Source organism: Bacillus siamensis (assembly GCF_051628075.1).
In the GTDB taxonomy this organism is placed as follows: Bacteria; Bacillota; Bacilli; order Bacillales; family Bacillaceae; genus Bacillus; species Bacillus siamensis.
Window position 1 is genome coordinate 1935098 of the sequence record NZ_CP155579.1, and the last position, 13763, is coordinate 1948860.

Annotated in this window: 9 protein-coding genes and 1 pseudogene; all 10 read right to left on the reverse strand. The window is 49.6% G+C overall.

The features are described 5' to 3' along the window. Positions 1-38 precede the first annotated feature (38 nt). Positions 39-1568 carry an acyl-CoA carboxylase subunit beta gene (locus ABDB98_RS09440; RefSeq protein ID WP_438422082.1) on the reverse strand — a complete coding sequence of 510 codons (1530 nt, stop codon included), beginning with the start codon at positions 1566-1568 and terminating at the stop codon, positions 39-41. A gap of 17 nt (positions 1569-1585) precedes the next feature. After that, positions 1586-2365 carry an enoyl-CoA hydratase gene (locus ABDB98_RS09445; RefSeq protein ID WP_438422083.1) on the reverse strand — a complete coding sequence of 260 codons (780 nt, stop codon included), beginning with the start codon at positions 2363-2365 and terminating at the stop codon, positions 1586-1588. A 15-nt stretch (positions 2366-2380) separates the two neighbouring features. After that, positions 2381-3280 carry a hydroxymethylglutaryl-CoA lyase gene (locus ABDB98_RS09450; protein ID WP_438422084.1) on the reverse strand — a complete coding sequence of 300 codons (900 nt, stop codon included), beginning with the start codon at positions 3278-3280 and terminating at the stop codon, positions 2381-2383. A 15-nt stretch (positions 3281-3295) separates the two neighbouring features. Then, complete coding sequence (locus ABDB98_RS09455) at positions 3296-3508, reverse strand: acetyl-CoA carboxylase biotin carboxyl carrier protein subunit (RefSeq protein WP_060962647.1); 213 nt, start codon at positions 3506-3508, stop codon at positions 3296-3298. Further along, positions 3505-4854, reverse strand: a complete 1350-nt coding sequence (locus ABDB98_RS09460) for an acetyl-CoA carboxylase biotin carboxylase subunit (protein WP_438422085.1) — start codon at positions 4852-4854, stop codon at positions 3505-3507. Before ABDB98_RS09460 ends, ABDB98_RS09455 begins: the two co-directional genes overlap by 4 nt. 21 nt (positions 4855-4875) lie before the next feature. Next, positions 4876-6528, reverse strand: a pseudogene (locus ABDB98_RS09465) (AMP-binding protein); the annotation flags it as partial. A gap of 32 nt (positions 6529-6560) precedes the next feature. Further along, positions 6561-7703 carry an acyl-CoA dehydrogenase family protein gene (locus ABDB98_RS09470; protein WP_438422086.1) on the reverse strand — a complete coding sequence of 381 codons (1143 nt, stop codon included), beginning with the start codon at positions 7701-7703 and terminating at the stop codon, positions 6561-6563. A 137-nt stretch (positions 7704-7840) separates the two neighbouring features. After that, positions 7841-9379 (reverse strand): glycoside hydrolase family 10 protein, encoded by a 1539-nt coding sequence (locus ABDB98_RS09475; protein ID WP_438422087.1) that lies wholly within the window; start codon positions 9377-9379, stop codon positions 7841-7843. 117 nt (positions 9380-9496) lie between these two features. Beyond that, a complete protein-coding gene (locus ABDB98_RS09480) occupies positions 9497-9877 on the reverse strand; it encodes a DUF1360 domain-containing protein (protein ID WP_438422088.1) in 381 nt (126 codons plus the stop codon). A gap of 72 nt (positions 9878-9949) precedes the next feature. Continuing rightward, positions 9950-13753: a non-ribosomal peptide synthetase gene (locus ABDB98_RS09485; protein WP_438422089.1), complete on the reverse strand. Its 3804-nt coding sequence runs from the start codon at positions 13751-13753 to the stop codon at positions 9950-9952. Between the last annotated feature and the right edge of the window lie 10 nt (positions 13754-13763).

Here is a 13763-nt window from a genome sequence, read left to right on the forward strand (position 1 = left end):
AGAACGGCCGCGGGCCGGATCTATGCGGTCTTTTTTATTTATACCGGGTATACGGGATGTTTCCGGTGTGTGAAAGTCAGTTGTTTAGACATGTAAGCAGTGAGGCGTTTATTAAGTTCGTCCCGCAAGGAATCAGCGGGAACGATGCCGTCAATCACCATTTCAGAGGCAAGACGGTAAAGATTAATGTCTTCCTTGTATTCATCTCGCTTTTCCTGAATAAAAGCCGGCCTTTCTTCTGGAGCGAGTTCGCTGATTTTGTTTGCGTAGACCGCATTCACCGCTGCTTCAGGCCCCATTACGGCAATTTGCGCAGTCGGAAGCGCTAAGCAGCAGTCCGGTTCAAAAGCCGGGCCCGCCATCGCATATAGTCCCGCACCGTAGGCTTTTCTGACAATAACGGAAAGCTTCGGGACAGTCGCTTCCGCCATTGCGGAGATCATTTTTGCGCCATGCCTGATGATGCCCGCCTGCTCAACCTTCGTTCCGATCATAAATCCGGGGATGTCTGCCAAAAACAGAAGCGGAATATGAAATGCATCGCACAAAGCGATGAATTTTGCGGCTTTATCCGCCGAATCGAGAAATAAAACCCCGCCTTTGACACGCGGCTGGTTGGCGATAATGCCGACCGGCTGTCCGTGAATCCGCGCAAGTCCCGTTATTAATTCCTGCGCAAATAACGGTTTAATCTCAAAAAAAGAGTCTTCATCGATGACACGTTCAATTAAATCCAGCATGTCAAACGGTGCGTTTTGATGTGCCGGAATGACATCTGAGAGCGGTTTTTCAAATTCTTTCGGGTTCTTGGATTCGCTGACAGGCGCTTTTTCCGTATAATTTGCCGGAAAGTAGCTGAGATATGTCCGCGCCATCGTGATTGCTTCTTGTTCCGTCCGGGCGAGGAGATCACCGCAGCCTGATACGGAACAATGCATACGGGCGCCGCCCATTTCTTCAAGCGAAACTTTCTCACCGATTACCATTTCCGCCATGCGCGGTGAGCCTAAGTACATGGATGCATTGCCTTCAACCATAATGACAATGTCGCAAAAGGCCGGAATGTAAGCGCCTCCCGCAGCGGAAGGGCCGAACAATAAACAGATTTGCGGTATGCGTCCCGACAGCTTTACTTGATTATAAAAAATGCGGCCGGCTCCCCTTCTGCCCGGGAACATGTCGACCTGATCGGTAATTCTTGCACCTGCTGAATCGACTAAGTACAGAAGCGGACACTGCAGCTTTTCCGCCGTTTCCTGAATGCGGATGATTTTTTCCACCGTTTTCGCGCCCCATGAGCCCGCCTTTACGGTTGAGTCGTTTGCCATCACACAAACGGTTCTGCCGCTGATGGTTCCGATCCCGGTGACAACCCCGTCAGCCGGCAGTCCGTCTGACATGCATTCGGCGAAAAAAGCGTCTTCAACGGATATGCCGTCATCGAATAGAAGCTTCAGCCTGTCTCTTACAAAAAGTTTTCCCTTTTTTTCGTTGCTTGCGTGATATTTAGCCGCTCCTCCCTTTTCAATCGTTTTGCTGCGTGTCTGCCGTTCTTTTTCGTAATCCATCCGAGTCCCTCCAAGTTTTATTTTCCTTTGTATTCAGGGGGTCTTTTTTCTTTAAAGGCGCGCAGCCCCTCTTCTCTGTCAAGCGTCGGGATGACTTGTGCATATGCTTTTCGTTCAATTTCGAGCCCTGTATTGAGGTCTGTCTCCAGCCCCCTGTTTATCGCGAATTTTGCTTGTCTGACGGCGATCGGCCCATTGGCGGCGATGCAGCCGGCCAGTGCTTTTGCTTTTTCCATAAGTTCTTCGGCATCACATACATGCTCGACCAGCTTTATGTCTTTTCCCTCTTGGGCCGTGAGCCTCCGGCCGGTGTAGATCAACTCTTTTGCCGCACCGGGTCCGATCAGCCTCGGCAGTCTCTGTGTTCCGCCCGCCCCGGGTATGATCGCAAGGCCTGTTTCAGGGAGGCCGAGGCCCGCCCGGCTGGCGGCGATTCTGATATCGCAAGCAAGGGCGAGTTCAAGTCCGCCGCCGACAGCCGTTCCATTCAGCGCTGCAATGACCGGCTGCGGAAGTGCTTCAATTGAGGCGGCGGTTTCACCGATACGCTTGACGCTTTGTTTGACTTGTTCATGATTCATCTCCGCTCTTTCTTTTAAATCAGCACCGGCGCAGAATGTGTTTCCGAAGCCGGTGAGAATGACACAGCGAATGGATGGCGAATTTTTGATGTCTGTAATCACACGCTGTAAATCATCAATCATTTCTGATGACAGTGAGTTGGCCGCATGCGGGCGGTTCAGCGTGATCAGACCGATTGTTTCTTGACAGACGGAAAACAATACGCAATCTCCCATGGCTTCTCCTCTCTCTCATTTCGTTCTGAAGACCTGCAGGTTTCTGCTTGGCAGGTCTTTGCCGATTTTATCCCCGATCCAGCCGGCGGCTTCAAGTAGTTTATTCATGTCCGTCCCAGTATCAATCCCCATTTGTTCAAGCATATAAATGACGTCTTCTGTGGCGGCGTTTCCTGCTGATCCCGGGGCATACGGACAGCCGCCAAGCCCGCCTGAGGAGGTATCAAAGGATGTAATCCCCATATCAAGGGCGGGAATAATATTTGCAAGAGCCGTGCCTCTTGTATCATGGAAATGGAGTGCGATTTTTGAGGCGGGAATTCTCGGCAAAAGAGCTTCAAGCACGGCTATGACCTGCAAGGGGTTCGCCGCGCCGATTGTGTCTCCGAGCGATAATTCATCAACACCCATTTCAAGAAGCGTGTCTGTGAGCCGGATGACTTGTTCGATCGGTACGTTTTGTTCGTAAGGGCATCCGAATACAGTGGAAAGATAAGCTCTCGTTGCCATGTTTTCAGCTTTTGCTTCAGAAATGACCCGCCTGAGCTCTTGAACGGTCCGGTCAATCGGTTTGTTGACGTTTTTTTGGTTATGGGTTTCGCTCGCTGATAAAAACACACAGGCTTGATCAATTCTGCCTTCTGCCGCATGCTCCAGCCCGATGAGATTTGGAACGAGAGCTGCGTAAACTGTATGTTCTGTTCTGGTAATTCCCTTTGCAACGTCCAGACTGTCACGCAGCGCCGGAATCCACCTCGGATTCACGAATGAAGTCACTTCGATATAGGAAAGTCCTGTTTTTGACAGCATATTGATCCACTCAATCTTATCTTCTGTATCCACCCATGCGGACTCATTCTGCAAGCCGTCACGAGGCCCTACTTCGTTGATGCGGACATGCTTCGGACAGTTCATGCTGCACCTCCCGTTTTATTGGAGCTCAATCAGGACCTCTCCTTCATCGGTGAAATCGCCTTCTGCTTTTTTCACTTCTTTCACCGTTCCGGATACTTCAGCAATAATCGGAATTTCCATTTTCATTGATTCCAAGACAGCTACTTCCTGTCCTTCTTCGATGACATCGCCCGGTTTCACATGAATTTTCCACAGATTTCCCGCCATCTGAATTTTTATCTCGCTCATTTGGACGCCTCCCCGTTCATGGTTTGTAAAAATCCGGTTGTCGCTTCACCCTTTTCAAACGCTTCTGAATGGGCAATCTTTGACAGCAGCGGAATATTGGTTTTAATCCCTTCTACATGGTATTCGCGAAGAGCGGTTTTCAGTTGTTCAATGGCTTGTTTTCTCGTATTCGCCGTGACGATCATTTTGGCAATCATCGGATCGTAAAACGGAGAAATGGTGCTTCCCTTTTCAACGGCGCATTCGTGTCTCACTGACGGATGCCGTAATACGGAGAAAGACGAGATGGTGCCGGGTGACGGATAAAAGGTGACCGGATCTTCCGCATAAATCCGCACTTCGATCGCATGCCCGTGATGTGTGATGTCTTTCTGTGAGAAAGTCAGCTGCTGCCCCGCGGCAATTTTCAGCTGCTCTTCCACAAGATCCAGTCCTGTAATTTCTTCTGTCACCGGATGCTCTACCTGCAATCTTGTATTCATTTCTAAGAAATAGATTTGTTTCTTTTGGTCGACGAGAAACTCTATGGTGCCCGCATTTTGGTAGCCGATCGATTTAGCGGCTTTAACGGCGGTTTCGCCGAGTCTTTGTCTTAATTCATCATCAACAAACGGGGACGGCGCTTCTTCTATCACTTTTTGATGGCGCCTTTGCACTGAACAGTCACGTTCAAACAGATGAACGGTATTGCCGAAAGAATCTGCGAGAATCTGAATTTCAATATGACGGGCGTTTTCAATAACTTTTTCCATATACATCGCGCCGTCTCCGAAAAAGGATGCGGCCCGCTTTTGATTGCCTTCAAACGCTTTGGCCAGCTCTTCTTCTGAATGTACGATCTGCATGCCGATTCCGCCGCCTCCAGCGGATGCTTTCAGCATGACCGGAAAGCCGATGGCGCGGGCCTCGGCTAAGGCCGAGTGTACATCGGGCAACGGTTCTGAAACACCGGGAACGATCGGGACCTTTGCTTTTTGCATCGTTTTTCGGGCTTCTATCTTGCTGCCCATTTTGGCGATGATGTCACCGGGCGGGCCGATAAATGTGATTTGTTCCTTCCGGCAGCGTTCGGCGAACGAACTGTTTTCTGACAGCAGTCCGTAGCCGGGGTGAATGGCGTCCGCTCCGGCGGCTTTAGCGGCTTCTATGATTCTGTCGATATGTAAATAGCTTTCATTTACTCTCGATTTTCCGATCGGATAAGCCTCATCTGCCGCTTTTACATGGAGCGCATTCTGATCGGCTTCTGAATAAACAGCTGCCGAGGGGATGCCGAGACGTTTGCAGGTGCGGATAATTCGTAAGGCGATTTCTCCTCTATTGGCAATCAGGATTTTTGTAAACAAATGTGAAGCACTCCTTTTTCATTAAGTTAACTTGAGCTCTTCAATCGTTTTTTCCCGCAGCTTGAATTTCTGAATTTTTCCTGAGGCTGTCATTGGATATTTATCTGTGAATAATACATACCGGGGGACCTTGTAGCGGGCGATATGTTCTTTGCAAAAGGCTCTGATGTCTTCTGCGGAAGCGGTTTGTCCGTCTTTGAGCCTGATCCACGCCGCGGCTTCTTCTCCGTATTTCGGGTCAGGCACGCCGACAACCTGAACGTCTGCTACTGCGGGATGCCGATATAACATTTCTTCAATCTCCCGGGGATAGATATTTTCGCCGCCTCTTATCAGCATGTCTTTCAGACGGCCGGTGATTTTGCAGTACCCGTCTTCATCCATGACCGCCAAATCACCCGTATGCAGCCAGCCGTCTTTGTCTATCGCTTCTTCGGTCGCTTCTTGATTTTTATAATAGCCTTTCATGACATGATATCCGCGGGTGCAGAGCTCTCCCTGTTCGCCCCGGGCGGCCTCTTCGGATGTTCCGGGCCGAACGATTTTGATTTCGATATGAGGAAGCGCCCGCCCGGCTGTTTCCACTCTTCTTTCAAACGGATCATCCGTTCTTGTCTGCGTAATAACAGGTGATGCTTCGGTCTGTCCGTAGGCAATGGTAATGCCGGTCATCCCCATTTTGCCGATCACTTCTTTCATGACTTCCGCCGGACATGGCGAGCCGGCCATAATTCCGGTTCGGATGTGAGAAAGATCATATTCAGAAAAACGGCTGTCATTTAGGAGGGCGATAAACATCGTCGGCACACCGTGCAGAGCCGTGCAGGCTTCTTGCTCCACCGTTTTCAAAACGGCTGGCGGAGAAAACTGTTCAATCGGGATCATCGCTGCACCCGCGGAAACACATGCCAGCACGCCGAGCACACATCCGAAACAGTGGAAAAACGGCACGGGAATGCATAAACGGTCACTTGGGGTAAGCTTCATGCACTCTGCGATATTGGCCGCGTTATTGACGATATTAAAATGTGAGAGCATGACGCCTTTCGGAAATCCGGTCGTACCCGATGTATATTGCATATGAATGCAATCATCCTTATCCTGGCTGTCCATCCTTCCGTCAAGCGCTGCATCCGTTACAGACTCGGCATCCTTCAGCAAAGAATCCCAACGGTGCATGCCGGGCGGTCTTTGATCCCCGATATATAACACCGTCCGTAAAAAGGGATACCGTTTCGAACGCAGCCTGCCGCGCTCACAAGTTTTCAGCTCCGGAATCAGCTTATTCACCATTTCAACATAAGATGTCTGCCTGTAGGAATCCATGATAATCAGGGACGTGACGTCTGAATGTGCCAGCAGGTAATCGAGCTCTGCGATTTGAAAATTCGTATTGATGGTGACCAGGACGGCGCCGATTTTCGCCGTTGCAAATTGCGCCGCGAGCCATTCCGGTATGTTGGATGCCCATATGGCCACATGATCTCCTTTTTCAACTCCCAGCTTCATCAGCCCTTTTGCGGTTTGCCGGCATAACCGTTCAAACTCCGCATACGTATAACGAAGGCCGCGCTCAGGGTAAACAACCGCTTCATGATCCGGAAAAAGCTCCGCGGTCCGCTCAAGCAGCTTCCCCGCTGTTAAATGGATAAGTTCAGCCATATGACCTGCTTCCTTCCATTCTTGTTTTGGTAAACGTTTTCATTTCACTTCAAGAGCTGTCTTGCAATGACCATTCTTTGAATTTCTGACGTTCCTTCGCCAATCTCCATCAGCTTTGCGTCACGAAGCATGCGTTCGACACCGCACTCCTTCATATAGCCGGAACCGCCGTGAATTTGGATGGCCTGAAGGCATGTTCTGACGGCCATTTCTGAAGCATAGAGCTTGGCGTATGCCGCTTCTTTCGTAAATGGCAGGTGTTGATCCTTCAGCCAGGCCGCTTTAAGCACCATTTGTCTGGCAAGGTCAATTTCCATCGCCATGTCAGCGAGCTTAAATTGGATGGCTTGAAATGACGATATCGGGCTGCCGAACTGCTTGCGTTCCTTCGCATATGACAGCGACGCCTCCAACGCTCCTTGAGCGATACCGACAGCCAGCGCCGCAATCGAAATCCGTCCGCCGTCTAATGTATATAAAAATTGCTTGAAACCTTTTTCAGGATCACCGAGCAGGTTGTCGGCAGGCACCTTGACATCCTCCAGCACAAGCTCGGCCGTATCAGATCCTCTCACACCCATCTTGTCGTACGGACTTGTGATCGTAAAACCCGGTGTGTCTGTCGGGACGATGAGGGCTGAAATGATCGGTTTTCCGGCGGAGTTCTTTCCCGTAACGGCAGTGACAATGACCGTGCGCGCGTAATTGGCGTTTGTGATCCAGCATTTCTCTCCGTTTATCACATAGTCAGCATCCATTTTCTCGGCCTTTGTCTGTGTTCCGCCGGCATCTGAACCGGCATTCGGCTCCGTCAATCCGAATGATCCGAGCGCTTTTCCGGAAGCTAGCGGAGTAAGGTGTTCTTGTTTTTGCTGTTCCGTACCGAAATAGTACAACGGGCTTGCACCGAGTGACACGGCTGCCGCGTAGCTCAGCCCCGTGCTTCCGCAGGCTTTTCCGATTTCTTCAACTGCCGCTGCATAGGAAATGGTGTCACCGCCCGCTCCTCCGTATTCTTCCGGAAACGGAATTCCGAGAAGGCCGAGTTCGCCCATTTTCTTAAATGTGTCTATCGGAAAGACGGCTGATTGATCAACCTCATGGGCTTTCGGGGCAATTTCATTTTTGGCGAAATCTCTGACCATTTCGCGCACCATCTGCTGTTCTTTTGTCAGTTGAAAATTCATTAACCTTCCTCCTTCTGCTGCTTTCTACATTTTATTAATGGGGGTCTTTATTCATTCCATCCAAATAAAGTCTGAACATTCGGACTCATCCGCCAAAAAAACTGACAGCGCGGCAACTGTCAGTTTTTTTAGAAATGCTATTTAACCGTCCGTTTTGCGGAGGGGCGGCTTTCATGGTGAAGCCTGTCAACGGAAGTAACGATATAGGTGCAGGCTCCTTTCGCCTGGATATCAGTATCTGAAAATGTCTGCGTCCGTGATGCTGTCTTTCTGACTGTATCCACTAAATAAGGCTGCTTTCCCTTTTCTGCGCGGTAAATGGCGTAATAAGCCGTTTTTTTACCGTTGGATTTTGCATCTTCGATAAAGAGTGTATTGCCTGAAGCGTTCTTCTCCGCCCGTTTGACAGCCGGCTTTTTTAAAGCGGAATGTCCGAGCCAAGGCATCTCGGGTATTAATGCGGGACGGCTGTACATGTCATTGATCAAGCGGTTTTTCACATCGAGCGGGTTACGGTTCAGATCCTTTAAACTGAAATGCATGCTGCCTTTAATCCAAGCTGATTCCCTGTTAAGAGCAATCTGTCTCCCGTATTCCTCCGGATCGGCCCAAGGCGGATCAGCGTTGTTGTTAATTTTATAAGCTGCCTGCCCGATATATAAATGCACGGGACGATTTTTCACTTCATTGCCCCACCAATCCGCTAAGACGTCATATGCCGCCGCTTTAAAGCCGATACTCCAGTAAATCTGCGGTGCGATGTAATCAATATATCCTTTTTGGATCCATTCACGCGTATCAGCGTATAAGTCATCGTAGTTCCGCACCCCGGCGGCCGTTTTGGAGCCTGTCGGGTCATCTGCGGCATTTCTCCATACGCCGAATGGGCTGATTCCGAATTTGACATAAGATTTTTCTCGTTTAATTGCCTGATTGATCTCTTTTACAAGCTGGTTGACGTTATCTCTGCGCCAGTCATCAACTGATGCAAAGTGAGCTTTTCCGTACCGTTCGTATGCCGCCTGATCGGGAAATTCCTTTCCGGCGATTTTATAAGGGTAAAAATAGTCATCCATATGAACCGCATCAATGTCATATCGGCTGACCACCTCTTTGATCCCATCCGTTATAAATTGCCGTACTTCGGGAATGCCCGGATTATAATACAGCTGATTTCCGTATGCGGCGACCCAGTCCGGATGAGAACGGGCGGGATGATCATCTGAAAGCGCATTCAAATTTGTGTGATTCATCGTGATCCGGTAAGGGTTGAACCAAGCGTGGAATTCAAGATTCCGTTTATGTGTCTCTTCAACTAAAAAAGCAAGCGGATCGTAGCCCGGATTTTTGCCTTGAGTTCCTGTCAAATACTCTGACCAAGGACCGTAATCTGATGGATAAAAAGCATCAGCCGTCGGTTTAATTTGAACGACCACGGCGTTCATCCCCATTGCTTGAACGTCATCCAGCAGCTTGCTGTATTCTTTTTTTTGCTGATCGGGTGACAGCCCTTTTTTAGAGGGCCAGTCGATATTGGTGACAGACGCGATCCATACGGCTCTCATTTCTCTCTCCGCCTGAGTGCCGCGAGCTTTTGCTGGTGCTGAGACTGTAAAGATGCCGGCTGTCAGTAAAACGGCCAAAAACCATATGATGCTGAAACGGCAGCCTTTCATGTTTTTCCCCCTTTCAGCTTTACGGTATTCCGAAGCATTCCGGGCGGTGAATCAAAAAGCCTGCTTTATTCCTCTCAGCCTAAAAAAAGAAAAAAGTCCTAAAGCGGATGAAACGCTTCAGGACTTTTTATGTTTCATGGCGGCGAGCACGTCAATGACCTTCGTTCCGACGCCGACACAGGTTTCAAGAATGGCCTGCGCTCCGGCAATGGACAAAATGAAAATAACCGGATGTGCATAGCGGGGCCAGACCCAGTAGCAGATGCCGATCAATATGGCGCACCAGACACCCGCACACCAATAACATTGCAGCATATAACCGAATGCGGAGGAAGGGACTTTTTTTTGGACGGCGCGCCCGTTTTGATCGATGGTTTTTTCTTGCTTTAAAAAGGGTTTTCTTATGAATTCGGTAATCTTATCAAATACAATTAAATGGGTCAGCCGATAGCTGGCAAGGATGATCATTACATATGTAAGCCAAGATAGGTTCGTCATGACAAAGCCTCCAAAAACCTGGTTTGATTCCCCTATCTTGCCCTCTGTCATCCTGAACCATTCTGCCGGATGCTACAGATTCCGTTCCAAGCGTCTGCCGCTGTTTGCAACGATGTCCAGTATGACCTCGGCATTTTTGTGTGCAAACTCGGGTTCAAACATATCTTTATGGGCTCCCTCGCCCTGATATTCCTGATAGAGTCCCGTTGTGGCGCCTTCCCATTTCTTCGGCTCAGGCTCAGCATTGTGCTCTTCCTTTATGCCAGCCTCAATAAAATGGAGGTTTGCCGCAATTTGGCCGTCATTTATCAGTTCCGCCCAGTACGTTTGATAGCGCTCTGTTTTTCTGATGACCGCTTCCCTGACGGCTTCCGGGACATTTTCAGCTGTTGCGTTTGTTGGCTGCGGCGGCAGTGCGTCAAGCTTTCTGTACGCGTCTGCAATAATGATGTCGCTGATTTCTAATCCGCGCTTTTCCATTGCTTTTGCAGCCTCGAATGCCGTATTGCCCCCTGCTGAATATCCGAAGAGGATATAAGGGCCTTCCGGCTGGATTTCCAGCATTTTATCAATGTATTGTTCCATTCTGCTGTCTTCTTCAATAAAGTTAAAGCCGTACACAGCAGCCCGTCCATTTAATGCTGCCGCCAGATCTTTGAAGAAAATGCCGAAACCTGAAATTGGCGGAAAACAGAAAAGGTTGCGGCCTTTCGGCTGATTCAGTCTGCTGATATGCTGTTCGGCGGCTTCTGACAGTTTGCTGGAATACAGATTTTCAGCCAATTGTTCAATTGTCGGATATTCAAATATCATTTCAATCGGGACATCCATCTGCTGTCTGGTCTTCAGCTGGTGAATGACTTGCAATGCTTTCAAAGAGTGCCCGCCAAGCTCAAAAAAGTCATCCTGTATGCCCAGCTCCCCGCAGCCGAGTATCGGCGACCAAATGTCGATCAGCTCACGTTCTACCCAGTTTCGCGGGGGAACGGCTTTTGATGACGTCTTTTTCCGTTCTGGCGCAGGGAGTCTGCAGCGGTCCACTTTGCCGTTTGCGGTAAGCGGCATACGGTCAAGCTTTACCATATACTGCGGAATCATATAGTCGGGAAGCGGCCTTGCCAATAGGGAGCGAATGGTTCTTTCTTCAACATGCGCGCCCGTATAATACGCACAAAGGATTGCTTCTTGTCCTTCGTCTGACACGATGACTGCCGCTTCCCTGATTCCATCAATTTCAATCAGCCTCGCTTCAATTTCGGCCGGCTCGATACGCTTTCCGCGAATCTTGAATTGACGGTCGATACGGCTGATGTATCCGATGCTTCCATCCGGCAGCCAATAAGCCAAGTCGCCTGTTTTGTAAATCTTTTCTTCAGGATGAATCGGGTGGCTGACAAATGCTTCACTTGTTAAGTCAGGCCTGTTTAAGTAGCCTTTGGCAACCCCGTCACCGCCGACACACAGCTCACCGGGCACGCCGATCGGCGCAAGTCCGCCATTTTTCTCAATGATAAACGCGGTTGAATTAGTGATCGGTTTTCCGATTGGGATCGGCTGAGAAAAATCATGCCTGATTTCATAAAAGGTGGAAAACGTCGTATTTTCTGTCGGTCCGTATATGTTATAAAGGCTGAGATTCGGACAGCGGTGTCTGACCTTATTGATGAGCGCCGGGGACAAAGCTTCTCCGCCGACATATAAGGTGCGCAATCCGGAAAACATCTCCGGATCAGCCTGGGCAAACTGGTTAAAGAGCGCCGTCGTCAAAAACAGAATCGTAATACGATTGGAACTAAGATAATGGCCGAACCTCTCAGGCGCAAGCATTGTCGTGCGGTCAACTACATGAAGGCACGCTCCGTTCAAAAGCGCTCCGAAGATTTCAAACGTCACTGCGTCAAAACCGATGGACCCTGTCAGAATGAGACGGTCCGTCGTGCCGGCCGACGTGTAATTGCTGTTTGACACGAGCGATACGACGTTTCGGTTGGAAATCATCACGCCCTTCGGTTTTCCTGTTGAACCGGATGTATACATAATATAGGCAAGATCATCAGGCGATGTAACGGTATTCAGTTTTCCCGCGTCAGCAGTTTGTTTCTCAGCGGCAGCCGGGATAGAGATGATGTGAGAAAAGTCAATATCAGTCTCAATCCCGTTTTGTACCGTTAAGAGCTGTGCTCCGCTCTCAGTGAGCATATCGGCGATCCTGTCGGAAGGCAGATCTGCATCGAGCGGAAGGTACGTCCCTCCCGCTTTCAAAACAGCGAGAACAGCGATAATAAATTCCGGTGAGCGTTCGGCTAAAATCCCGGCAATTCCCTTTTGCGCCAAACCGTTTTCCAGCAGGATGCGGGCGAATGCAGTTGACCGTTCATCAAGCTCCCGGTACGTCAACGTCAGCCCGTCGGCGTGAAGCGCCTGATGATCCGGGGTTTTCTCCGCCTGACGGCTGAACAGGCTGATGATGCTTTCGTCTCTTTCATAAGTTGTTTTCGTGTTATTAAATTCGCCGATTATTCTTGATTTTTCCTTTTGTCCGAGCATCGGAAGCCGGTCAGCAGGAACATCGGGATTAAAAGCGGCGCAGCGCAGCGCTTCTTCCAAGTGTCCTTTTACGCTCTCTATCCATACTTCGTCATAAACGTTCGCATTATAGCTGAATTTGATGAGCAGCTCATCGCCGGGCGCTATGATGAGGTTAAAGTCGTAGCCCGATTGTTCCGACACGTTGACATTCCCGATTCTAAACGGCGCATCCGATTCCTTTTCCGCGTCTTTCATCTGCTGCTGAATCGGATAATTTTCAAACACGATAATATGGTCGATTAAATCCTGTTTCAGCTCAGTCTGAGATTGGATGTCTGCAAGCGGATGATAGCTGAACGCCTCTGAATCAAGCATTTCCTTCTGACAGCGGCCCAGCAGTTCTCTGAAGCTTTCATCACCCGTTTTAATGCGTACCGGGACGGTATTGATAAACAGTCCGATCATGCTTTCCACGCCGTCAATGACAGAAGGCCGCCCTGATACGACGGCGCCGAACACGGCATCGTCCGTCCGGTTGTAGCGCTGCAGCAGCAGGCCCCAGACGGTCTGCATAAGAACTGCAAGCGTTGCGCCCTCTTCTTTGGCGGTCGTTTTCAGCTTGTCCGTCAGGTTTTGATCTAAAGAAAACAGCAGCTCTTTCTTGCGGTAGCCTTTTTCCTGGGGCCGGACCGATATTTTCGGCAGTCCTGATGGGGTCTCAAAGCCCGCTAAATACCCTTTCCAATACTCAGAAGCTGCGTCGTTGTCCTGATCGGTCAGCCATGTAATATAAGTGCTGTACGGCTTAGCGGGCTCCAAGGTGACGGGTGAGCCTGATTCAATCGCCCGGTACATATGCATAAATTCCTGAAGGACGATGCCGAGGCACCAGCCGTCCATAAGGATGTGATGGTGGCTCCAGACGCATACATATTTTTCGTCAGCCGTTTTAAACAAAGAAACACGCATCAGCATATCCTTTTGCAAGTCAAAGCCTTTTAAGCGGTCACGTTCCTTAAATCGCTGTAAATAGATGCTCTGTTCCGCTTCGTCCAAATGTGTAAGATCTTCGCGGTGCAGCCGGAATTCCCGCTCACGAAGCACGACTTGGCGGGGGCCGTTCAGCTGAGCGACATGAGGTAAAAAAACCGTTCTGAAAATATCGTGGCGGCTGATGACAGACTGTACGCTTTGCTCAAACAATTCCGGACGAAGCCGGCCTTGTATGGTGAAGACGGATTGCTCGATATATGCAGCCCCCTCCTTTTGCAGAAAGGAATGAAAAAGCATTCCTTCCTGCATTCGGCTGAGGGGATAAATATTTTGGATATTTTTCGTTTTGTCCATGTGTTCCTCC